This window comes from Qipengyuania zhejiangensis (genome assembly GCF_035607565.1).
Taxonomy (GTDB): Bacteria; Pseudomonadota; Alphaproteobacteria; order Sphingomonadales; family Sphingomonadaceae; genus Qipengyuania; species Qipengyuania zhejiangensis.
Window position 1 is genome coordinate 1,248,392 of sequence record NZ_JAYKGO010000003.1, and the last position, 22,378, is coordinate 1,270,769.

Here is a 22,378-nt window from a genome sequence, read left to right on the forward strand (position 1 = left end):
CCGTTAAAGTTTGGCATCTGGCGCTGCCAGTAATGTCGAGCGGAGCGGCCTGCCTCGCCGTGCGAATTTAATCGACACGGAAAGCGCGGTATTTCTCGTTACCGACGAAGGCGAAGGTCTCAACCCCCGAATCCTTGATCAGGGCGATCGTGCTGGCCGACCTTTCATAGCTGGCCAGCGCATCGGGTTCGAAGCGGATCAACGGGCGGCTGGGCATGGTAGCTGCGCTGGCGAGCTGGTTGAGCAGCTCCTGCCGGTCAAGCGATTGCCCGTTCCAATACAGCTGGTCGCGTGCGTCGATATGGACGGTGTTGACAGCCTGAGTCTCGAAGCGACCTTCGCTCGTAGGCAGCGGGATTGCCAAGGTGTGGACCGCCATCGGGATCACGATGATGAACATGATGAGAAGCACGAGCATCACGTCGATCAGCGGGGTGATGTTCATTTCCGACATGGGCATGGCCGAATGGGCTTGCCGACGGGCGGTGTAGGGCATGGCCGGCCCGTTTTACCGCAAAGGCATGGAGCCCGGTGAAGAAGCCGGGACCTTGGGGGCAGGGTGTGACAAAAAGAAAGGGGCGGATCGCTCCGCCCCTTTCCGATGTTTGTTGGCTGGGTGCCGTAACCGGCAAACCTAGCTGAAGGTGCGGTACCGTTCGTTGCCGACGAAGCCGAACTTCGTGACGCCGCTGGCCTTGATGATCTGCAGCACCTTGGCTGCAAGGTCGTAGCTCGAAAGCGGTTCGGGTTCGAACTGCAGCTCGGGTTCTACTGCCATCGCGGTCGATTCCTGAAGCAGCGTAACGAGCTGGCCCTGGTCGATTGCGCTGCCGTTCCAGAGGATTTCGTCCCCTGCAGTCAGCACCAGCTTGTTCTTCTCCGGCTCGACGAAAACGTCGGGCGGGGTGGGATTCGGCTGAGGCAGGTCGATGTCGACCGAGTGGGTCGCGACCGGGATGGTGATGATGAACATGATGAGAAGAACGAGCAGGACGTCGATCAACGGCGTCATGTTCATTTCCATCATCGGCGCGCCATCATCCTTGCCGCCTGACATTGCCATTCTGGGTTACTCCCTAATCTGCTCTGCTGAAACCGGCCGTCAACCGTTGGGGTCGACCGGGTTCGAGATGAAGCCCACGGTCGGATAACCAGCGGCCTGTACGTTGTAGATTGCGCCTGCGACGCAAGACCACGGTGCATTCACGTCGCCGCGAATGTGCACCTGCGGGATCTTGTCCGGGTCTTCCATGATGGCTTCAGGACCACCTGCACGCTGCACGATCGCATCGAGACGTTCGAAGGCTTGGTCGTAGAGTTCTTCCGAGCTCACCGGCGTAAGGTTGTTGAAGTAAACCCTGCACTGGCCGTTGCGAGCAGCACCTTCGAAGCCGGGCTCGCCGGCACTGCGGCCGGAAGCGTCGGTGGTGCTGACGGTCAGGAGAAGATTCTCGACCTTGTCCTTCGATTCAACCGATTCGAAGACCGGAATCTCGAGCTTTTCGATCGTCTGGATCGCGACCGGAACCGCGATAAGGAAGATGATGAGGAGCACCAGCATCACGTCCACGAGAGGTGTGGTGTTGATGTCCGACATAGGCGCAGAACCGCCTCCTCCTGTCGAAATCGCCATGGTTCAAATCCTATCGTTCGAAATTCTTGGGTTCGATGAAAGATTGCGAGAGGGCAGCCGGAGCAACCCTCTCGCGATCATCGATTACTTCTTGATCGTGGTCGTCGGTGCGGCGGTCGCGGGACGAGCGGCCGGCTTCGGCGCTGCAGCGACAGTTGCAACCGGCTTCACGGCGCCGTTCGAGTTGATGTTCGCCAGCAGGTCGGTCGAGAATGCGCTGAGCATTTCGGCGATCCGCTTGTTGCGGCCCTGGAGCCAGTTGTAGGCGAACACCGCGGGAACTGCGACGAGCAGGCCGATGGCGGTCATGATCAGTGCTTCACCGACCGGGCCAGCGACCTTGTCGATCGATGCCGAACCGGCGATGCCGATGTTGATCAGGGCGCGGTAGATACCGATAACCGTACCGAGCAGGCCGACGAACGGTGCGGTAGCGCCGACCGTTGCGAGGAACGGCAGGCCGCCGGCGAGCTTCGAATTGATCGAATCTTCCGAACGAGCGAGCGAACCGTGCAGCCAGTCGTGAGCTTCCATCTTGTCGGTCATCTTGGAGTGCTGGTCTTCAGCCGAGAGGGCATCGTCGACGAGCTGGCGCCATGCGCTGTTCTTTTCGAGCTTGGTGGCGCCTTCCTTGAGGCTGCCGGCCTTCCAGAACGAGCTGCGGACAGCGTTGTACTGGTTCATCACCTTGCGCTGTTCGAACAGCTTGGTGAACAGGATGTAGAACGATCCTACCGACATGATGACGAGCACGGTGAAGATCGACCATGCGATGATGCCGCCCTGCTCCATTGCTTCCATGAAGCCGAAGGAACTCTGCGGGGCCGCATCCGCGGCTGCTGCAAGGATTTCAAAAGTCATAGCGAGTGGTCCTCTTGAGTAATTTTCCGGCCGCCCTGGGGCGGTCCTTGTTTAGTTGAGCTGGTAAACGATCGTAGTCGAATAGCTGTCCGAGATCGCGTTGCCGGCAGTGTCGAGGGCCGGGTCGAACCGCGCATAGCGGGTCATGCCGTCGCAGGCTGCACTATCGAGATCGGACGATCCGCTGGAACGCGTGACCGAACAGGCCGATACGCGCCCATCGGGGCTAATAGTGACATTCACACCCACCGAACCTTCGGTTCCTTCACGCTCGGCGCGACGGGGATAGTTCGACTGGATACGGCGAGCCCAACCAGCCTGACCCTTCGGCGACGCTCCGCGTGCCTTGGACACGGCGGGCGGCGGCGGCGGTGCCGGTGGCGCGGGGGGCGGAATCCGCAGCGCCGGCGGTGACGGCGGGGGAATCGTCGACTGGGTGCGGATCGGAGGCGGTGCCGGCGCGATGTTAATCGGCGGCGGCGGTGCCACCGGCGGCGGCGGTGCGTTATCAGGCTCCGGCGGCGGCGGTTCGTCTTCCGGCTCTTCAGGCGGAGGTGGCTCCTCGATATCAATCGTGGTCACGCGCTCGATCACCTTGCTTGCCGCTTCGTAGGCAAGTCCGGTGACGAGGGCATAACCGAGCGCGATATGGACGAGGGCAACAATGATGATCGCAATGACGCGATTGCCACTCATCTGTTGGTCAGCATATGCCATTCGGTCGCTTCACTCCATCGGTCGTCCCGGTTGGATCGGGATCGGGAGGCGGCGCGGGACACGGTCAGGATGTCACGACCCGCAGCCTCGTTTTAAATTTCGAACATCGCCATAACCCTGATGCTACGACGATGCAGGAGACCTGAAGTTCCCGAAAGAAACCCCTAGACCTCTCCCCCAAGCAACATTGTATCATGGCTTGGGCCCGGCTCGTGGCTTTAGCTACGATGTAGTGTCACCGCAAACGCTTTATCGGTTAACCGCCGATTCAGTGGTTTGCTTGGAAGGCAATGGTACAACCGTTGCGCCCCACGTCGCGTTGCGCGAATCACTAAAGCGTGGCTCCCCCGGGCCAGGCACGGAGACTTTTCATGCGCCTCAAGACCAGCTTTGCCGTTGCCGCATTCGCCGCGGCTACCTTCACCGCCGCGAACGCCATGGCGCAGCCGGCGCCCGCGGCGCAGCTTACCTATGCCGACATGGCCGACCTGGCCGATGCGGCGCCCCTGGTTCTTCGCGTGACCGTGCGCGACCAGGTGGCTGTCGAGCCTGAGCGTTCGCCCGGGCTTGCCCCTGGCCATGTCCGCCTGTTCATCCAGGCGCGGACGAGCGCGCTTATCTCGGGCGACGTGCCGGTTGGCGAATCGCTGCGCTATCTGGTGGACGTTCCGCTGACCGCGAAGGGCAAGGCGCCAAAGTTGAAGAAGCAGGATTTCGTGCTCTTCGCCCGCACCGTCGCCGGGCGGCCCGGCGAATTGCAGCTGGTGCGGCCCGATGCCATGATCGCCTTCGATCCGGCCTTCGAACAGCGCCTTCGTCCGATCCTGGCCGATCTTCTTTCCGCCGATGCGCCGCCCAGGGTGACCGGAGTGCGCGATGCCCTGGCGGTCGAGGGAACGCTGGTCGGCGAATCGGAAACCCAGCTGTTTCTTGGCACGGCCAATGATGGGCCGGTTTCGGTCACTGTCGTGCGCCGGCCCAACCAGGCCCCGCGATGGGGTGTGTCGTGGACCGAGATCGTCGATCAGGCGGCGCGGCCCCCACAGCGCGATACACTTGAATGGTACAGGCTGGCGTGTTTCCTCCCCGCGCAGTTGCCAGGCGATGCCAACCTGTCCCGCGAACCGCGGACGAAGGCCTTGGCTGCGCGTGACTATGCCTTCGTCATGGAGGCGCTCGGCCCCTGCACGCGGACGCGCGGCTGACAGTCTGGTCTTGGCGTGCGCCAAGACAAACTGTTTCCCCTGTGCCCGCACCGTGCGCTAACCCGCGCGGCATGGAGCCATTCAGCTACACCTTTCGCGTGCGCTATGCCGAGGTCGATCCGCAATCGGTCGTCTTCAATTCGCGTTATCTTGAATACGCCGACATCCTGGTAACGGAATACTACCGTGACCGGCGGGCCCACGGCATGCCGCAGGACATGGAGTTCCACGTCCGCCGTGCCGAGGTGGATTACCTGGCCCCGATAAGGATGGACGAACTGGTCGAAGGGCGACTGAGCGTGACCCGGGTGGGCAATTCCAGCGTGGAGAAACGAATCACCCTGCACGGGGCCGACGATGGTTCGCTGCGGGCGGAAATCGTCCTCGTTGCAGTTCATGTCGATCTGCCGAGCGGCAAGCCGGAACGCATCCCCGACGCGGTCCGCAACGCCTTCGGCTTTCCGGCAACCGGGGAGACGGCCCATGGCTGAACCCTTGCGCATTGCGCTGGCCGGTCTGGGCACGGTCGGTACCGGTGTTATCCGCCTGCTCGAAACCAACCGCGACATGGTCGAAAGGCGCGCGGGCCGGGCGATCGAGATCGTCGCCGTCAACGCGCGTGACCGGGCCAAGGATCGCGGCGTCGATCTGTCACCCTATTTCTGGGTCGACGACATGCAGGCGATGGCCACGCGGGCCGATGTCGATGTGGTTGTCGAACTGGTCGGCGGGTCCGACGGTCCGGCGTTGACGCTGGCGCGCACCGCGCTGGATGCGGGCAAGGGCTTCGTCACTGCCAACAAGGCAATGGTGGCCCATCACGGAATGGAACTGGCCGAACTGGCCGCGATCAGGAACGCCCCGTTTGCGTTCGAAGCCGCGGTGGCCGGCGGCATCCCGGTCGTGAAGGGCCTGCGCGAAGGAACCGCGGCCAACGCCCTGACGCGGATCTACGGCATTCTCAACGGGACCTGCAATTACATCCTCTCCGAGATGGAGCGCACCGGGGCCGACTTCGACACGATGCTGGTCGCAGCGCAGGAAAAGGGGTTCGCCGAGGCCGACCCCTCCTTCGACATCGAAGGGGTGGATGCCGCGCACAAGCTGGCGATCCTTGCCGCGATCGGGTTCGGCACCCGGATCGATTTCGGCGCTGTGCACACCGAAGGGATCACCCAGGTCAGCGCAACCGACATCGCCCAGGCCGATGCGCTGGGATATGTTGTGCGTCTGGTCGGCATCGCCACGCTGGATGATCGGGAGGATGGCAGCCATCACCTGATGCAGCGCGTGCGGCCCTGCCTGGTGCCATTCCGGCACCCGCTGGCCGCAGTAACCGGCCCGACGAATGCGGTTGTCGCAGAAGGCGATTTTTCCGGTCGGCTGCTGTTCCAGGGCGCTGGTGCGGGCGACCGGCCCACGGCAAGCGCGGTGGTTGCCGATCTGATCGATTTCGCACGCGGACAGGCAGGCGCGCCTTTCTCCGTTCCGGTCGCCACGCTCGAAAAGCCGATCGCGGGCGATCCGGGCGAACGTGAAGGGCGCGACTATATCCGGTTTACCGTGGCCGACCGTCCCGGTGTGCTGGCTGAAATCACGGCCGCCATGCGCGACGCGGGCGTTTCGATAGAAAGCCTGATCCAGCGTGGCCGCGACCACGACGGCGGCGAGGTACAGGTGGCCATGGTCACCCACGAAGGGCCCGAACGCTGCGTTACGCAGGCGCTCGCCCTGCTCGACGGTTCGCCTAGCCTGACGGCTCCGCCTCTGGTGATGCCGATCCTGAAGGATTGACCGCTTGCGCCTCTGCGGCGGGTTCTGCGGGAGGCAGGCCCAACGCCTGTTCGCGCGGGGTCAGCCGTGGGCGCGGGGTCGCCGCGTCCCGGCCCAGCGGCGGCAACCCGCGTGAAATGCGGTCCGCGTCGGATCCGGGCGGTGCTTCGGGCAGCGCGGCGAAATCGATCATGTAGGCCGGTGGGGGCGGGCATTTGTTCAACCCGATCCCGCAAATGCCGCTGACCGTGGCCGGTCCCCGAAATATTCCCGGCCCAGCGACGTCGGGGGTGCGCAAATCGCCCTTGTTCATCGTTTCGCGGGCGTAGCGCCGCTCCGCCCGTTCCTTGTCATACCCGTACTGCGCGGTGTCCGCCCGCCGCCGGCACACGATGATTTCGCCGGAGAGCGAGGCGTTTTCCTGTTCTTCGCTGCAATCTTCCAGAGGCCCCTCGCCTGTGTCGTGCGGCACGAGAATGTCGATCCTCTCAGGCTGACCTTGTGCAACGCCTTGCGCTGTATCCTGCGCCAAACCGTGCGAGTGCAGCGCGGCCAGTGCGCCAATCACGAGAAGGTTGCGGATCATTCGGCCAATTCTCCGCGCGCGATGCGGTCGGCGTCCGACCCCGTCGGCGCATCGGGCAGCGTGGCGAAATCGATGAGATAGGCGGCCTGCGAGGCGCCGCCGAACGTGGGGCACCAGGTCAACAGGCTCGGCTGGCATGGCGGTGGGGCAAAGTCCGGCGCAAGCGCCAATCCCTCGGTCTGCGTTTCTTCGGCATAACGAGAACGGGCCTCAGCGGGCGGGGATAGCCGGTGGGAATCGTTCTGCTCGCGGTCACCGCAAACGACAATCTCGCCAGAAATAAGGGCCGCTTCCTGTTTGCGTCGGCAGAAGTCGTCGTCCTCTGGCGGGGGCTCGAAATTGGCGCCATCCCCGGAAGATTGGGCAGAGGCAGGCGCGAAGGGGGCAACCAGCACCACCAGCGGCGCAATCCTTCGCAGTCGTCTCGACAATCCAACGCTCCCTGTCTATCGGCCCGTGCATACGAATTCGCAGCGTCGGCGCGCATATGCGGCAGGGCTGCTTCACCGTTATGGGACTGAACCGCTTATGAACTCGCCCGCCGACAACCCCCTTGACCGCGTTCTTGTCATGGAAATGGTCCGTGTGACCGAAGCTGCCGCGATTGCGGCGTCGAAGCTGATCGGCCGCGGCGACGAAAAGGCCGCCGACGCTGCCGCCGTGGAAGCCATGCGCCGCACGTTCGACACGCTCTACATGGACGGCACCGTGGTGATCGGCGAGGGCGAGCGCGACGAAGCCCCGATGCTGTATATCGGTGAAAAGGTCGGCGGCGCACCCGGCAAGGGCCCCAAGATCGACATCGCGCTCGACCCGCTCGAGGGCACGACCATCACGGCAAAGGCCGGCCCCAACGCGTTGGCCGTCCTCGCGGCAGCGGAAGAAGGCTGCCTGCTGAACGCCCCCGACGTCTACATGGACAAGCTGGCGGTTGGCCCGGGCTATCCCGAAGGCGTGATCGATCTTGCCAAGACCCCGACCCAGAATGTCGAGGCCGTGGCGAAGGCCAAGGGTGTTGCGCCGGGCGATATCATCGTCTGCGTGCTCGACCGCCCGCGCCATGCAGCCCTGATTGCCGAATTGCGCGGCATCGGTTGCGGCGTCGTCCTGATCGGCGATGGCGATGTGGCCGGCGTGATTGCGGTGACCGACGAAGACACCACGATCGACATGTACATGGGTCAAGGCGGCGCGCCCGAAGGCGTGCTTGCCGCGGCTGCCCTGCGATGCGTTGGCGGCCAGTTCAACGGCCGGCTCGTGTTCCGCACCGAAGATGAAAAGTCGCGTGCCTATAAGTGGGGTATCGAGGATCTCGACCGCATCTACACCCGCGACGATCTGGTGAAGGGCGACTGCATCTTTGCCGCGACCGGCGTGACTTCGGGCTCGTTGCTCGAAGGCGTGAAATATCTGCGTGGCGGCCGCATGACGACCGAGAGCGTTGTGATGCGCGCCAGCAGCGGCACCGTGCGCTGGGTCAAGGGTGAACATCGCGCCAAGTAAATGGCCGGGCCTGCGCGGCGGAATGGCCGACGAAAGTCGAGGCAAAAGCCGCGCCGCACTGTTGCGTTTCGATGACGCTCGGCTAGGCGGGGCGCACAGCCTTTAACGGGGATTCGTCGTATGAAGATCATGGCCGCCAACTCGAACCTGCCGCTCGCCCGTGCGATCGCAGCCTATCTCGAGATGCCGCTGGTGGACGCGCAGGTGCGCCGCTTCGCGGACGAGGAAATCTTCGTCGAAATCCATGAAAACGTCCGCGGTGAAGACGTGTTCGTCGTCCAGTCGACGAGCTATCCCGCGAACGACAATCTCATGGAACTGCTGATCTGCATCGACGCGCTGCGCCGCGCATCGGCGCGCCGCATAACCGCCGTGGTGCCGTATTTCGGTTACGCCCGGCAGGATCGCAAACCCGGCCCGCGCACCCCGATTTCGGCGAAACTCGTCGCGAACCTCATCACCGAAGCGGGCGCGGATCGCGTCTTGTCGGTCGATCTGCACGCCGGCCAGATCCAGGGCTTCTTCGATATTCCGACCGACAATTTGTACGCCGCGCCGGTCATGGCCGCGGATATCCAGGCGCGGTATGGCGACCAGGACCTGATGGTGGTCAGCCCCGATGTCGGCGGCGTGGTGCGCGCGCGCGCGCTTGCCAAACGTCTCGACAACGCGCCCCTGGCCATTGTCGACAAGCGCCGCGATCGCCCAGGCGAAAGCGAAGTGATGAACATCATCGGCGATGTGCAGGGTCGGCATTGCATCCTGATCGACGATATCATCGATTCGGGCGGTACGCTGTGCAACGCGGCGCAGGCGTTGCTGGATCAGGGCGCAAGCTCTGTCGCGGCCTACATCACGCACGGCGTCCTGTCGGGTGGGGCGGTGGCCCGCGTGGACGGTTCGGCGCTGAAGGAACTGGTCATCACCGATACGATCCGCGCCACCGATGCGTCGCAGGATTCCGACCGTATCCGTATTCTGGCGATCGCGCCCCTGATCGGCGAAGCTGTCCGGCGGATCGCAGACGAAAGCTCGGTCAGCTCGCTGTTCGACTGACCGCCGGGACGAACGGCTTGCGCATCCACGGGCGAACCGCTCCGGGCGCTATCCTGTCCAGCATTTCCAGCCGTCGCGCCTGGCGAATTTCCAGGCTGAGCGTCAGCAATCCGTGCCGGTTGCGGCGAAACACCTGCGGCGTCATCTTGAAGAAGGCCTGGAATTCGCGGATCCGGTGCGACTGGTCGAAGAAGCGCAAGAGGATGTCGTCTTCGTCTTCATCGGCCACCCCGCACAGGCGGGACGCGAGGTCCAGCACACGGGCGCGACGCATCACCTGTTTCGGCGTCATTCCGAAATCGCGCTTCACCACGCGCTGCAACGTGCGCAGGGTTACGCCGTGTTCTTCCGCGAAATCGGTCATCTGACGGTTGGGATCGGCAAACGCCGCCACTTCGAACTGGCGCGACAGGAGATCGGGTTCCCTGGCCCCCAATCGCGTCACGGCCTTTCGCATCCAATTTTCCAGCGCCTCGACCCACTCAACACTCGCGATGCCGGGCCGGTAAAGCGCATTCAAACCGTCCTCGTCCATTCCCAGGTCGCCCATCAGGCAAACCCGCTGAACCATGCCTGCATCCTCGATGCCCCACAGCGCGTGCATCACGCCCGGCCTGAGCATGATTCCGGCCACCCGGACAGGCCCGGTGTAATGAAGGCGCATGCTCTCCCGGTTCTGTCCGCACAGGAACGACCGGTCGAAGATCTCGACGTTTCCGTCGACGGTCTCGACAGTCCAGTGCGCGTCGATTGCTGTTCGCAGATACGACGTGTCGTTGCACAGCAGGCCGGCGTTGCGCCCACCGGGTCCAGCGGCCGATTGCGCCACCATGAAGCGCCCCACCCATGGATCGAGATCCGGTGCGGGCGCCCTGTTGAAGGACAAGGGAAGGGCGGGTTCGTCTTCCGCTCCCGGAGTGATCGCGCGGCCGTCCGGCATCAGGCCTCGCCTTGTTTTTGCGCGGGTTCGGCGCCGGGATCGCGCCACGGCGGAAGGGCGCCGAGCGGCTTTGCGTCGATCGCCGCGAGGCGCCGCGCCTGCCTGGTCTCAAGGCTCAACCGCAGCAAGGGGTGGGCGCCCGCAGCCAGCTTGCCTGGTGTGGTGTCGAAGAAATGGCGGATTTCGCGGTTCTGGTGCGATTGATCGAAATAGCGCAGCCGCAAGGCCGCCTCTTCTTCTTCCATCGCAACACCGAGCAGCGCGGCTACAAGATCCAGCGCGCGGGCGCGCCGCTGGACCTGCTTGGGCGACAGGCCGTAATCGCGCTGGATCGTGCGCTCGACCGTACGGGACGCCACACCCTGTTCTTCCGCGAACCGTGCGAGGGAGAACGACGGGTCGACCAGCGTGCATTGTTCGAATGCAAGGGTGAGGTCGTCAGGGCGGCTTGTCCGGTTTACTTCGAGGAACTTGGCAAGTTCCCGTTCGAACACGGCCAGCCATTCCTGCGGTCCGGCATCGGGATCGAAGCGCGAACTGAATTGCCCGCGACCGGCGTTTTCGTCCTGGTCCACTATCCGGTCGATCATGTCGACCTGGCGCGGCCCCCCCATCACGCTGCCCGCCCCGGGGGCAAGGTGGACCGTGATGACCTTGAATTCGCCGCGCACCGTGATGGGCATCACCTTGCTGTGCGGTCCGAAATAGAGCGTCATCCCCTGTTCGCCGGGGTCGAATTCCATCGGCCCGTCCGCGGTCATGGCCGTCCAGAATCCGCCGAACAGGACGCGAAGACAGGAATGGTCGTTGAACATTCCATCGGCAATCTGGACGCCATCGGGAATCGTGGTGTGGCTGGCGCTGAACCAGGTGAACCAGGGCTGCATGTCTTCTGCGGACGCATGGCTGAACGCGAGGGGCTGCCCATCTCGCGTTTGACCGGTATGTGAGACCAGCCCGGCTGATCCGTTTGCGAAGCCCGTTTCCGCAGCCAACCCCTGCTCTCCGAACGGTGTTGATACGCTAAATGTCGGGTTTATACATCTTTGCCCTAGTGGTGAAAGTGGCAATTACCCGTAGTTTTGGGGCTGCGCGCCTGATAGCGGGCAGAGCCATGACCAGCTCAACCGATCTCGATCTCGCCAATCGCCTTGCCGAAGCGGCGGGCAATGCCATCCGCCCGCTGTTCCGCGGCGACTGGGCCCAGGAACGCAAGGCCGATCGCACATTCGTGACCGAAGCGGACCGTGCAGCGGAAGCCGCGATGCGCGCGATCATCGAAGCCGAACGGCCCCATGACGGCATCGTGGGCGAGGAATACGGCACACGCAACGAAGGCGCCGGGCGCCAATGGGTGCTCGACCCGATCGACGGAACGACCAGCTTCATTGCGGGTCGCCCGATCTTCGGCACGCTGGTGGCGCTGCTGCAGGATGGTTGGCCGGTGTTGGGTGTGATCGACCAGCCGATCCTCAAGGAACGCTGGGTGGGTTCGGTTGGCGAGGTGACGACCTTGAACGGCAAGCCGGTCCGCTGCGCGCCCTGCCGCGATCTGGGCGACGCGGTGCTGGGCACCACAACCCCGCATCAGTTTACCGGCGGCGATGTGGAAGCCTTCATGGGGGTCGCCAAATCGGTGGCGGAACGCAAGATCGTTTATGGCGGCGATTGCTACAATTATGCCCTGGTGGCGAGCGGTCACATCGACCTGGTCGTCGAGGCGGGGCTTCAGCTTTACGATTACGCCGCGCTTGTTCCGGTTGTCGAAGGCGCCGGCGGCATCATGAGCGACTGGCAGGGCAACCCGCTGGATGCGGGCAGCGATGGTCGCGTGATCGCCCTTGGCGATCCGGCCCGGCTGGAGGATGTGCTCGAAGCGATGGGGGCATCGTGAGCGCCGACCTGACCGGCCGCGTCGCTCTGGTGACGGGTGCATCGCGGGGCCTTGGTTTCGAGATTGCCAAACGGCTGGCGGCTGGCGGTGCGACCGTATGGCTGAATGGCCGCGATGAAACCGCGCTGGCGCAGGCGGCACAGGCAATCGGGGCGGGGGCAAAGGCGCTGGCCTTCGATATTGGCGACGATGAAGCGACGCGCGCTGCATTCCAGAAAATTGCGGGCGAGAGCGGGCTCGATATCCTCGTCGACAATGTCGGAAACCGTGACCGGCGCAGTTTCGGGCAACTCGACCGGGCGGCCATGCAGGCCATGCTCGCCATCAATCTGGTCGCGCCCTTCGATCTGGCGCGCCGGGCCGTGCCGCTGATGCGCGAGCGCGGATACGGGCGCATCGTCAACATCACATCCATTGCTGCCGAGATTGCCCGGGGCGATGTGGCCTATACGGCATCGAAGGGTGGGTTGGCCGCTCTGACCCGAGGGCTTGCAGCGGAACTCGGACCCGACGGCATCACCGTCAACGCCGTCGCGCCGGGCTATTTCGCGACCGAGGCGAACGCCGCGATGGTCGCCGATCCGGCGATTGCCGGGTATCTCGGGCGCCGCACGTCGCTGGGCCGATGGGGCGAGCCGGACGAGATTGCCGGAGCCGTCGCATTCCTTGCATCGGCCGAAGCCGCCTACATCACCGGCCAGACGCTGGCGGTCGACGGCGGGTACCTCACCCATTTCTAAGCCTTGCAATTGTGCGCGAAACCGCTATTTGCGCGCCCTTCACTGACACGTGAATCACCGCCGGTCTGGCCGTTAGGGCTGCCAGGGCTGGTCGGACGTGTCTCTGCAAAGGAGATGAAAATGCCCAAGCTTAAGACCAAGAGCGGCGTCAAAAAGCGCTTCAAGCTCACCGCCACGGGCAAGGTCAAGCACGGTGTCGCCGGCAAGCGCCACCGTCTGATGAGCCACAATGCCAAGTACATTCGCCAGAACCGCGGCACCTCCGTCCTGTCCGAAGCGGACTGGAAGGCAGTGAAAAAGTGGGCCCCATACGGCCTCGACTGAGCCCGATTCGAGTTAGGAGTACAACAGCATGTCCCGTATCAAGCGTGGCGTAACCACCCGCCAGAAACACAAGCGTCTTCTCGATCAGGCCAAGGGCTATCGCGGTCGTCGCAAGAACACCATTCGCGTTGCGCGTCAGGCCGTCGAAAAGGCTGGCCAGTATGCCTATCGCGACCGCAAGGTTAAGAAGCGCAGCTTCCGCGCCCTGTGGATCCAGCGTATCAACGCGGCAGTCCGCGCCGAAGGCCTGACCTATTCGCAGTTCATGCACGGCACCAAGCTTGCCGGCATCGAATTGGACCGCAAGGTGATGGCCGATCTCGCCATGAACGAAGGCGCTGCCTTCAAGGCGATCATCGAGCAGGCGAAGAAGGCACTTCCCGCCTAAGCAATGCGCATTGCACAAGAAAACAAAGGGCATCTCCGAATGGAGGTGCCCTTTGTTTTTGGCAACTTGTCGCAAACCTACAAGGTGCTAAGCTTTGCGGTGGAGGGAGGAAGCGCTTGAGTTCGGCAGGCCCGGTTCACGTCAGGTTTTTCGCGGCGCCCGCGGACCTCGCTCCTTTTTTCTCGACCATCTATCGGATCGACGTGGATTTGCCCGACGGTGAGGTGATCACCGACTATCTCCAGCCGTCCTGGACGAACCTGCGGTTCCACACCGGCAATCCGGCCCGTATGCTTGCCTCGACCTCACCGACCGATGGCCCGGCCAGATTTTCTGTCGCAGGGCCGAGCGCGTCCCTCTCCAAATACGAGCTTGGCCGGGCGAGCGTCTGGGGCTTTGGCCTGTTTCCCCAGGGATGGGCTCGGTTCATTGGCAGGGTTGCCAGCGAATACGCCGACGACAGGTTCGATGGCGAACGGACCGAGGGATTTTCTCACCTTTCCCCCCTGTGCGATATTCTGTGCGGTGATGGCTCAGACGTCGAAGACCAGTTCGAACGTGCGATGCGATTTTTCCGGGAATGCGACGACACCTCGCGCGACAGCGATCGCATTCGGGCGGCTCAAGAGGCCATGCTCGACCCGCACCTCCTGCATGTCGAGGATTTTGCCGCCCGAGTCGGCGTATCGAAGCGCACGCTCGAAAGGCTGTGCAACCGGCATTTCGGGTTCCCCCCCGGCTCTTGCTGCGCCGCCAACGGATCATCCGCGTGTTGACGGCGTTCATGCTGGAGCGCGGGTCCTGGAACGCCGTGATCGACAGCAATTATCATGATCATCCGCACTTCGTTCACGAATTCAAGACCTTCATCGGGATGAGTCCGAGCGAGTACGCCGCCATGCCGCATCCGATGCAGGCGGCTTTCGTGGCCGATCGCAGGCGGGTTTGGGGATCGCCGGCCCAGGCACCGCATCGACCGAAATAGCCACTCGCCATCAGCCGACGATTTGCTAGGTTGCAAAGCTGGGCATGAGAGTAACGATCAGATCAGCAGCGCCCCGGCGCGCAAATCGCAGGAAAAAGCCCGCATGAGCGGGGGTGCGGCAAGCGATCGCGTGGCCCTGCGCTTCTTCCTGCCCCCGGAAGACCTGCGCCCCTTCATTACGACAATCTACATGCTGGAAGTCAGCGGGTGCGGCGATGGATGGATCGAGGATCGCCTGCATCCCGAATGGGCCAATCTGCGCCTGATACCCGACATGTCCATCGAAGCGGCCATCGGTGACGCGCCGATGGCCGGTGTTTCGGCCGCGGTGATGACCGGTCCGACCAGCGTGAGCACGCATTTTCGCGCCCGTGACGGCGTATCCTGGGGTATCGGTTTGCTGCCGATGGGGTGGGCCCGCTTCGTCGATGCGCCCGCCGATGCCTATGCCGACCGACCGGCGGACGTCATGCAAGATCCGGCGATGGCACGGCTCGCGCCCTTGCTCGGCAGCCTCGATGCAGGATCGCGGACGCCCGCTGCACGGCGCGATCGGTTGGTCGATCACTTGCGGCGCGCGCTCGCCCCGCCGACGCCGCGCGAGCCGGAAATCCTGCGTCTCGAACTGGCTTTGGTAGACACTTCGATCCACACGGTGTCCGGCCTGGCGGAAAAGGCGGAACTGAGCGTGCGGACGCTTGAGCGGCTGAGCGCCAGCGTTTTCGGGTTTCCCCCGCAGCTTCTGCTTCGCCGCCAGCGCTTCCTGCGCAGCCTTGCCCAGTTCATGCTGGACCCATCGCTCAAGTGGATCGAAACCCTCGACGGGCATTACCACGACCAGGCGCACTTCGTTCGGGATTTCAAGCGGTTCATGGGGATGAGCCCGAGCGAATACGCGCGACTCCCGCATCCGGTTCTGGGCGCGGCGGCCCACGCCCGCATGGCAGTGGCGGGCGAAGCGTTGCAGGTCCTGCACAGGCCGGACGCTCCATAGGCCGCACACGGCAATCGGGGCTTGGGTAGCGCGCCGTCAGCGGCTAGGGGGCACGGCATATTTCTTTGCTGCGGACCGAACGCGAACACGATGACCGAACTCGAAACAATGAAGGCGCAAGCGCTTGCGCGGATCGATGCCGCCGGCGATGCGGCCGCGCTTGAAACGCTGCGGGTCGAATTCCTGGGTAAGCAGGGGTCGATTTCCGCGCTGATGAAGACCTTGGGCAAGATGAGCCCGGAGGAACGCCAGACCGAAGCTCCGAAAATCCAGGACCTGCGCGGCGGCGTTGCCGATGCGCTGGCGGCCAAAAAGGCCCAGCTGGAAGAAGCCGAGCTCGAAGCGCGGCTGGCGGGCGAAATGCTGGACCTGACGCTGCCTTCACCTGCCGCGCCCAAGGGCGGTGTCCACCCGGTGAGCCAGGTGATGGACGAACTGGCGGAAATTTTCGCGGATCTCGGCTTTTCGGTCGCCACCGGTCCCGAGATCGAGGACGACTGGCACAATTTCACCGCCCTCAACATGGCGGAAACGCATCCGGCGCGCGCGATGCACGACACGTTCTATTTTCCCGATACCGACGCCGAAGGGCGCCGGATGCTGTTGCGGACGCACACATCGCCGGTGCAGATCCGCTCGATGATGGCGCAGGGCGCGCCGATCCGCATCATTGCGCCGGGCCGGGTCTACCGCAGCGACAGCGACGCCACCCACACGCCGATGTTCCACCAGGTCGAAGGCCTGGTGATCGACAGGGATATCCACCTCGGCCACCTCAAGTGGACGCTGGAAACCTTCCTCAAGGCCTTTTTCGAACGTGACGACATCGTGTTGCGCCTTCGCCCGTCCTATTTCCCCTTCACCGAACCGTCCGTCGAAGTCGATGTGGGTTGGCAGGATGTTGGCGGCCGCCGTGTTCTGGGCGGTGACGGCGATGCGCCGGGCCACGGCTGGATGGAACTGCTCGGCAGCGGCATGGTCAATCGCAAGGTCATCGAATGTGTGGGCCTCGATCCGGACGAATGGCAAGGGTTCGCCTTCGGCGTAGGGGTCGACCGGCTTGCGATGCTCAAATACGGAATGGACGATTTGCGCGCCTTCTTCGACGGCGATGGCCGCTGGCTTGACCATTATGGCTTCTCGCCGTTCGACCAGCCGACCCTTTCCGCCGGTGTAGGAGCACGGGCATGAAGTTCTCGCTCGAATGGCTGAAGTATTTCCTCGAAACCGACGCATCGGTGGAAGACATCGCGGCCGCCCTGAACCGGATCGGCCACGAGGTCGAGGGGATCGAGGATCCCTCGGAAAGGCTCGCCGGATTCCGGGTCGCCAAGGTTCTGACCGCGGCGCCGCATCCCGATGCGGACAAGCTTCAGGTCCTTTCCGTCGACACCGGTGAAGGCGACCCGTTGCAGGTCGTGTGCGGTGCGCCCAACGCTCGCGCCGGCATGAAGGGTGTGCTGGGCCTGCCCGGCGCGGTTGTTCCGGCAAACGGCATGGAACTGCGCAAGAGCGCGATCCGCGGGGTCGAATCCAACGGCATGATGTGTTCGGTTCGCGAACTGGAACTGGGCGACGAGCACGACGGGATTATCGAACTCCCCGACGATGCGCCGGTGGGCACCAGCTTTGCCGATTATCATGCCGCCTCGCCCATCTTCGACGTGGCGATAACGCCGAACCGCCCCGATTGCATGGGCGTCTATGGCATCGCGCGCGATCTTGCGGCCGCCGGGGTGGGCACCTTCAAGCCGATCGATGTGCCGCAGATCGAGGCTGCGTATTCCTGCCCCGTCGAAATCCGTACAGACGATCCGCAAGGGTGCCCGGCCTTTTATGGCCGCGTCCTTCGCGGCGTATCGAATGGCAGCAGTCCCGAATGGATGCAGCGCCGCCTGATCGCCGCCGGACAGCGGCCGATCAGTGCGATCGTCGATGTGACAAATTACCTCATGCTGGCATTCGGACGGCCTGCACACGCCTATGACCTTGCCAAGCTGACCGGTGCCGTTGTCGCGCGCCGCGCCAGGAATGGCGAACAGGTCGAAGCGCTGAACGAAAAGACCTACACACTCGACGATACCATGACGGTGATTGCCGACGATGCCGGTGTGCACGACATTGCCGGGATCATGGGCGGCGAACATTCGGGCGTGACCGAAGGGACCACCGACGTCCTGCTGGAAATCGCCTATTTCGATCCCGAAAGCATTGGCGTCACCGGGCGCAAGCTCGGCCTCGCTTCGGATGCGCGCACGCGGTTCGAGCGCGGTGTCGATCCGGCGTTTCTCGATGATGGCCTGGCTCTGCTGACTTCGCTCATCCAGCGCATCTGCGGCGGCGAGGCAAGCGATGTGGTGCATGCGGGCACCCCCCCGCACGAACCGCAGGCGATCGCATTCGATCCGGCGCTGACGGCCCGGCTTGGCGGTGTCGAAATCGCCGAGGACGAACAACGACGCATTCTCGAGGCTCTGGATTTCAAGGTCGCAGGCGATTGGCAGGTTATCTGCCCGCTTCGCCGCCACGACATCGAAGGCCCCGCCGACCTTGTCGAGGAAGTGGTCCGCATTCATGGTCTCGACCATGTCCGGAGCGTTGCCTTGCCGCGGGCCGACGGGGTCGCCAGGCCGACCGCGACGCCGCTTCAGCAGGTGGAGCGCAAGCTGCGCCGCGCGGCGGCAGCGCGCGGGTTGAACGAGGCGATTACCTGGTCCTTCCTGCCCACGCGCGATGCCGAGCATTTTGCCGACGGCGCGCAGCTCTGGGTTCTGGAAAACCCGATAAGCGAAGACATGAAGGCGATGCGGCCATCGTTGCTGCCCGGCCTGATTGCCGCGGCAAAACGCAACGCCGATCGCGGTTCGCCGGGCGCACGCCTGTTCGAGATCGGCCGCCGGTATTTCCGCGGAGCGAACGGGGCCAGCGATGAAAAACCGACGCTTGGCGTAGTGCTTTCGGGGGAGGACACTCCGCGCGGCTGGGCCCAAGGCAAGGCCACCGCGTTCACCGCTTTCGACGCAAAATCGGAGGCGCTGGCTCTCCTCGAAGCCGCAGGCGCGCCGGTCGAAAACCTGATGGTCATGGGCGAGGCGGGCGAGCAGTTCCATCCTGGCCAGTCGGCCACTTTGCGCCTCGGCCCCAAGAACGTGCTCGCACGCTTTGGCGCGCTGCATCCCCGCACGCTGAAGGCGTTCGATCTCGATGGCCCTGTCGTGGCGGTGGAGATTTTCCTCGATGCACTCCCGGCGAAGAAGGGCGGCAACGGGTTTGCCCGTGCAGCCTATGCGCCCCCGGCGCTTCAGGCCCTGACGCGTGATTTTGCGTTCCTCGTGCCATCCGAACTCGCGGCTGCGGACCTGGTCCGTGCGGTGAAGGGCGCCGACAAGCAGAGCATCGTCGGCGCACGCGTGTTCGACGTGTTTGCCGGACAAGGCGTGCCGGAAGGGCGCAAATCGGTTGCGGTGGAAATCGTTCTCCAGCCGGGCGAGAAAAGCTTCACCGATGCCGAGATCAAGGCGATTTCGGACAAGGTGATCGCCGCCGCCGCCAAACAGGGTGCGGAGCTGCGCGGATGAAGACCGCCCTTGTCACTGGCGCCACGGCGGGAATTGGCGAAGCAACCGTTCGCGCCCTCGTGGCAAGCGGATGGCGCTGCGTAGCGACCGGACGCCGCAGTGATCGGCTCGATGCGCTGGTTGCGGAACTGGGCCGCGACACGGTGTGCCCCGCCTGTTTCGACGTGACCGACGAAGCGGCCCGCGACGCGGCGCTGGACGGATTGCCCAGCGATTTTGCAGGCATCGACCTGTTGGTGAACAACGCTGGGCTCGCGCTGGGCACCGGCCCGGCACAGTCCAGCGATCTCGATCAGTGGAAGACCATGATCGATACCAACGTGACGGCGCTGGTTTCGCTCACGCACAAGCTTCTGCCGATGTTGATCGAACGCAAGGGCGGTATCGTGAACCTGTCCAGCGTGGCGGCCACTTATCCCTATCCCGGCGGCAATGTTTACGGCGGGACCAAGGCTTTCGTGCGCCAGTTCACGCTGGGCCTGCGATCCGATCTTCACGGCACGGGCGTCCGGGTGTGTTCGATCGAGCCCGGCATGGTGGAAACGGAATTCACGATGGTCCGCACCGGCGGGAACGCGGAAGCGCACGACAAGCTGTATGGCGGTGCCGACCCGATGACCGCGCAAGATATCGCCGAAACCATTCGCTGGGTTGCAGAACTGCCCCCGCATCTCAATATCAACACGCTTGAACTGATGCCGGTGAGCCAAAGCTTCGCCGGGTTCCAGATCGCGCGCGCCTGACTGAAACAAGACTTTCCATGACCTCCAATCGCCGTACCTTCGCGATCATTTCGCACCCTGACGCGGGTAAGACCACGCTGACCGAAAAGCTGTTGCTTACCGGCGGCGCGATCCATCTCGCGGGCGAGGTGAAGGCGCGCGGCGCGGCGCGGCGCGCACGGTCCGACTGGATGAAGATCGAGCAGCAGCGCGGAATTTCGGTGACGTCCTCGGTGATGACGTTCGAACGCGACGGTATCACGTTCAACCTGCTCGATACGCCGGGGCACGAAGACTTCTCGGAAGACACGTACCGCACGCTGACCGCGGTCGACAGCGCCATCATGGTGATCGACGCCGCAAAGGGCATCGAACCGCAGACGCGCAAGCTGTTCGAGGTTTGCCGCTTGCGTTCTGTCCCGATCATCACCTTCGTCAACAAGGTCGACCGCGAGGGTCGGCCCGTCTTCGAACTGCTCGACGAGATTGCCGACATGCTCGCGCTCGACGTGAGCCCGCAGGCCTGGCCGGTGGGAATGGGCGGGGAATTCCAGGGTGTGCTGGATTTCACCAGCGGTACGGTCGCCCGGCCCGAAGGTCCGTCGAAGGAATTTCAGGGCACGCGCGACGCGAACGCCGACATTCCGGCCGATGTCGCCGAGAACATCGAACTGGCGCAGATCGGCTATCCCGAATTCGATCTCGAGGCGTACCGCAACGGTGATCTCACGCCGGTCTATTTCGGCTCGGCGTTGAAGAATTTCGGGGTTACCGAACTGATCGAGGCAATCGCGAAATACGCCCCGCCGCCGCGTCCCCAGCCAGCCGGCGAAGAACAGATCCTGCCCGAGCGGGACGAAGTGACCGGGTTCATCTTCAAGGTCCAGGCCAACATGGACCCCAACCACCGTGACCGTATCGCGTTCATGCGGCAGGTTTCGGGGACGTTCAAGCGCGGGATGAAGCTGACCCCGTCGGGGCTGGGCAAGCCAATCGCGATCCATTCGCCGATCCTGTTCTTCGCGCAGGACCGCGAACTGGCCGACACGGCCGAAGCGGGTGACATCATCGGCATTCCCAACCACGGTACGCTTCGTGTCGGCGACACGCTGAGTGAAAAGAACGAAATTCGTTTTACCGGCCTGCCGAATTTCGCGCCGGAAATCCTGCGCCGCGTGGCGCTGGTCGATCCGACCAAGACGAAGCAGCTGCGAAAGGCGCTCGACGATCTTTCCGAAGAAGGCGTGATCCAGGTCTTCTATCCCGAGATCGGCGCCCAGTGGATCGTCGGGGTGGTCGGGCAGTTGCAGCTCGAAGTGCTCGTCTCCCGGCTGGAGGCCGAATACAAGGTGCAGGCCAATCTGGAAGCATCGCCCTTTGCCACCGCACGATGGATCAAGGGCGACCAGAAGGATCTCGACGAATTCGAGAAATTCAACCGGCCGCATCTTGCGCGCGACCGGGATGGCGATCTGGTGTTCATGGCGAAGAGCCCGTGGGATGTTTCCTATCAGCAGGAAAAGAACCCCGAGCTGACCTTCTCGGCAACCAAAGAGCGCTAGGCTTGCGGGGCGCGCGGCTTCGCGGCATTGGGTTTCCATGACCCTGCCCGGCCCCACATCGCAAACCTTCATTTCCCAGCGCCTGCGCCTCCATTATCTTGATTGGGGCAATCGCGGAAAACCGCCGCTGGTGCTTGTCCATGGCGGACGCGATCACGCGCGCAGCTGGGACTGGATTGCCGAACAGCTGCGCGACGATTGGCACGTGGTGGCCATGGACCACCGCGGGCACGGCGATTCCGATTGGGTTTCCGACGGCAATTATTCCGCCAACGACATGGTCTATGACCTTGCCCAGCTGATCCACCAGCTGGGCGTCGGGCCAGTCACCATCGTCAGCCATTCGATGGGCGGCAATGTGTCGCTGCGCTACGCCGGGACATTCCCGGACATGGTCAAGAAGATCGTTGCAATCGAAGGCCTGGGCCCAAGCCCCAAGCGGCAGGCGGAAATGCGCGCGCGGTCCTATCCCGAGCGGATGAACGAATGGATCGAGAAGAAGCGCGCCGCGTCGGCCCGAAACCCGCGCAAGTACGAAAGCATCGAGGCGGCATTCGCCCGCATGATCGAGGAAAACTCCTACCTCACCGAAGAACAGGCGCGGCACCTGACCATTCACGGCGTAAACCGTAACGAAGACGGCACATACAGCTGGAAATTCGACCCGCATCTCAACGTCTGGTCGGTGGAGGATGTGGCGGACGAATTCCTGTACCAGACATGGTCGGCGATCACCGCGCCCACACTGCTTCTCTATGGTGCGGACAGCTGGGCGTCGAACCCGGAAGGGGACGGACGGCTGGACCATTTCAGCAACGCGCAGGTGATCGAATTCGCGAATGCCGGCCACTGGCTGCATCATGACCAGTTCGATCGGTTCATGGCGACCCTGCGGGATTTCCTGTGATGGCGGGACT

Annotated in this window: 26 protein-coding genes; 17 read left to right on the plus strand and 9 right to left on the minus strand. The window is 63.7% G+C overall.

Features of this window, described 5'->3' with window-relative positions; genetic code table 11:
- Positions 1 to 67: 67 nt before the first annotated feature.
- The 5 genes from VR863_RS13835 to VR863_RS13855 all read right to left on the minus strand — a co-directional run bounded on the left by VR863_RS13835 (position 68) and on the right by VR863_RS13855 (position 3,211).
- On the minus strand, positions 68 to 496 hold the full coding sequence (locus VR863_RS13835; protein ID WP_324829049.1) for an ExbD/TolR family protein: 429 nt from the start codon (positions 494 to 496) through the stop codon (positions 68 to 70).
- 138 nt (positions 497 to 634) lie between these two features.
- On the minus strand, positions 635 to 1,063 hold the full coding sequence (locus VR863_RS13840) for an ExbD/TolR family protein (RefSeq protein WP_324829050.1): 429 nt from the start codon (positions 1,061 to 1,063) through the stop codon (positions 635 to 637).
- A gap of 39 nt (positions 1,064 to 1,102) precedes the next feature.
- A complete protein-coding gene (locus VR863_RS13845) occupies positions 1,103 to 1,633 on the minus strand; it encodes an ExbD/TolR family protein (protein WP_324829051.1) in 531 nt (176 codons plus the stop codon).
- 84 nt (positions 1,634 to 1,717) lie between these two features.
- The gene (locus VR863_RS13850; RefSeq protein WP_324829052.1) at positions 1,718 to 2,494 is read right to left on the minus strand and encodes a MotA/TolQ/ExbB proton channel family protein; all 777 of its coding nucleotides are present in this window, start codon (positions 2,492 to 2,494) and stop codon (positions 1,718 to 1,720) included.
- 51 nt (positions 2,495 to 2,545) lie between these two features.
- The gene (locus VR863_RS13855; protein ID WP_324829053.1) at positions 2,546 to 3,211 is read right to left on the minus strand and encodes an energy transducer TonB; all 666 of its coding nucleotides are present in this window, start codon (positions 3,209 to 3,211) and stop codon (positions 2,546 to 2,548) included.
- Positions 3,212 to 3,582: 371 nt separating this feature from the next.
- Between VR863_RS13855 and VR863_RS13860 the strand changes: the two genes are divergently transcribed.
- The 3 genes from VR863_RS13860 to VR863_RS13870 all read left to right on the plus strand — a co-directional run bounded on the left by VR863_RS13860 (position 3,583) and on the right by VR863_RS13870 (position 6,210).
- Positions 3,583 to 4,416: a hypothetical protein gene (locus VR863_RS13860; RefSeq protein ID WP_324829054.1), complete on the plus strand. Its 834-nt coding sequence runs from the start codon at positions 3,583 to 3,585 to the stop codon at positions 4,414 to 4,416.
- 71 nt (positions 4,417 to 4,487) lie between these two features.
- The gene (locus VR863_RS13865; protein ID WP_324829055.1) at positions 4,488 to 4,907 is read left to right on the plus strand and encodes an acyl-CoA thioesterase; all 420 of its coding nucleotides are present in this window, start codon (positions 4,488 to 4,490) and stop codon (positions 4,905 to 4,907) included.
- Positions 4,900 to 6,210: a homoserine dehydrogenase gene (locus VR863_RS13870; RefSeq protein ID WP_324829056.1), complete on the plus strand. Its 1,311-nt coding sequence runs from the start codon at positions 4,900 to 4,902 to the stop codon at positions 6,208 to 6,210. Before VR863_RS13865 ends, VR863_RS13870 begins: the two co-directional genes overlap by 8 nt.
- On the opposite strand, the gene VR863_RS13875 is transcribed toward VR863_RS13870, so the two are convergent.
- Both VR863_RS13875 and VR863_RS13880 read right to left on the minus strand, forming a co-directional pair.
- The gene (locus VR863_RS13875; protein WP_324829057.1) at positions 6,164 to 6,775 is read right to left on the minus strand and encodes a hypothetical protein; all 612 of its coding nucleotides are present in this window, start codon (positions 6,773 to 6,775) and stop codon (positions 6,164 to 6,166) included. The genes VR863_RS13870 and VR863_RS13875 overlap by 47 nt on opposite strands.
- On the minus strand, positions 6,772 to 7,206 hold the full coding sequence (locus VR863_RS13880) for a hypothetical protein (protein ID WP_324829058.1): 435 nt from the start codon (positions 7,204 to 7,206) through the stop codon (positions 6,772 to 6,774). Before VR863_RS13880 ends, VR863_RS13875 begins: the two co-directional genes overlap by 4 nt.
- A gap of 97 nt (positions 7,207 to 7,303) precedes the next feature.
- Between VR863_RS13880 and glpX the strand changes: the two genes are divergently transcribed.
- Together glpX and VR863_RS13890 are read left to right on the plus strand one after the other, a co-directional pair.
- Positions 7,304 to 8,278, plus strand: coding sequence for a class II fructose-bisphosphatase (gene glpX, locus VR863_RS13885; protein WP_324829059.1), 975 nt, complete (start codon positions 7,304 to 7,306; stop codon positions 8,276 to 8,278).
- A 120-nt stretch (positions 8,279 to 8,398) separates the two neighbouring features.
- The gene (locus tag VR863_RS13890) at positions 8,399 to 9,334 is read left to right on the plus strand and encodes a ribose-phosphate pyrophosphokinase (protein ID WP_324829060.1); all 936 of its coding nucleotides are present in this window, start codon (positions 8,399 to 8,401) and stop codon (positions 9,332 to 9,334) included.
- On the opposite strand, the gene VR863_RS13895 is transcribed toward VR863_RS13890, so the two are convergent.
- Positions 9,315 to 10,274, minus strand: a complete 960-nt coding sequence (locus VR863_RS13895) for a helix-turn-helix domain-containing protein (RefSeq protein WP_324829061.1) — start codon at positions 10,272 to 10,274, stop codon at positions 9,315 to 9,317. The genes VR863_RS13890 and VR863_RS13895 overlap by 20 nt on opposite strands.
- The gene (locus VR863_RS13900) at positions 10,274 to 11,161 is read right to left on the minus strand and encodes a helix-turn-helix domain-containing protein (protein WP_324829062.1); all 888 of its coding nucleotides are present in this window, start codon (positions 11,159 to 11,161) and stop codon (positions 10,274 to 10,276) included. The genes VR863_RS13895 and VR863_RS13900 overlap by 1 nt, the downstream gene beginning before the upstream one ends.
- 227 nt (positions 11,162 to 11,388) lie before the next feature.
- On the opposite strand from VR863_RS13900, the gene hisN reads away from it, so the two are divergent.
- The 12 genes from hisN (at position 11,389) to VR863_RS13960 (ending at position 22,368) form a co-directional block, all read left to right on the plus strand.
- Complete coding sequence (hisN, locus tag VR863_RS13905) at positions 11,389 to 12,168, plus strand: histidinol-phosphatase (RefSeq protein WP_324829063.1); 780 nt, start codon at positions 11,389 to 11,391, stop codon at positions 12,166 to 12,168.
- Positions 12,165 to 12,908: an SDR family oxidoreductase gene (locus VR863_RS13910; RefSeq protein ID WP_324829064.1), complete on the plus strand. Its 744-nt coding sequence runs from the start codon at positions 12,165 to 12,167 to the stop codon at positions 12,906 to 12,908. Before hisN ends, VR863_RS13910 begins: the two co-directional genes overlap by 4 nt.
- Before the next feature lie 120 nt (positions 12,909 to 13,028).
- Entirely contained in the window at positions 13,029 to 13,232 is a 204-nt protein-coding gene (rpmI, locus tag VR863_RS13915; protein ID WP_324829065.1) for a 50S ribosomal protein L35, read from the plus strand.
- Between the two features lie 28 nt (positions 13,233 to 13,260).
- A complete protein-coding gene (rplT, locus tag VR863_RS13920; RefSeq protein WP_324829066.1) occupies positions 13,261 to 13,620 on the plus strand; it encodes a 50S ribosomal protein L20 in 360 nt (119 codons plus the stop codon).
- A gap of 116 nt (positions 13,621 to 13,736) precedes the next feature.
- On the plus strand, positions 13,737 to 14,396 hold the full coding sequence (locus VR863_RS13925; RefSeq protein ID WP_324829067.1) for a helix-turn-helix domain-containing protein: 660 nt from the start codon (positions 13,737 to 13,739) through the stop codon (positions 14,394 to 14,396).
- Positions 14,390 to 14,605, plus strand: coding sequence for a helix-turn-helix domain-containing protein (locus tag VR863_RS13930; RefSeq protein WP_324829068.1), 216 nt, complete (start codon positions 14,390 to 14,392; stop codon positions 14,603 to 14,605). Before VR863_RS13925 ends, VR863_RS13930 begins: the two co-directional genes overlap by 7 nt.
- 103 nt (positions 14,606 to 14,708) lie before the next feature.
- Positions 14,709 to 15,599, plus strand: a complete 891-nt coding sequence (locus tag VR863_RS13935; protein WP_324829069.1) for a helix-turn-helix domain-containing protein — start codon at positions 14,709 to 14,711, stop codon at positions 15,597 to 15,599.
- Between the two features lie 90 nt (positions 15,600 to 15,689).
- Positions 15,690 to 16,790, plus strand: a complete 1,101-nt coding sequence (gene pheS, locus VR863_RS13940) for a phenylalanine--tRNA ligase subunit alpha (RefSeq protein ID WP_324829070.1) — start codon at positions 15,690 to 15,692, stop codon at positions 16,788 to 16,790.
- Complete coding sequence (gene pheT, locus VR863_RS13945) at positions 16,787 to 19,177, plus strand: phenylalanine--tRNA ligase subunit beta (protein ID WP_324829071.1); 2,391 nt, start codon at positions 16,787 to 16,789, stop codon at positions 19,175 to 19,177. Before pheS ends, pheT begins: the two co-directional genes overlap by 4 nt.
- Positions 19,174 to 19,920 carry an SDR family NAD(P)-dependent oxidoreductase gene (locus tag VR863_RS13950; RefSeq protein WP_324829072.1) on the plus strand — a complete coding sequence of 249 codons (747 nt, stop codon included), beginning with the start codon at positions 19,174 to 19,176 and terminating at the stop codon, positions 19,918 to 19,920. Before pheT ends, VR863_RS13950 begins: the two co-directional genes overlap by 4 nt.
- Before the next feature lie 17 nt (positions 19,921 to 19,937).
- A complete protein-coding gene (locus VR863_RS13955; RefSeq protein ID WP_324829073.1) occupies positions 19,938 to 21,461 on the plus strand; it encodes a peptide chain release factor 3 in 1,524 nt (507 codons plus the stop codon).
- A gap of 37 nt (positions 21,462 to 21,498) precedes the next feature.
- Complete coding sequence (locus VR863_RS13960; protein WP_324829074.1) at positions 21,499 to 22,368, plus strand: alpha/beta fold hydrolase; 870 nt, start codon at positions 21,499 to 21,501, stop codon at positions 22,366 to 22,368.
- Positions 22,369 to 22,378: the final 10 nt, after the last annotated feature.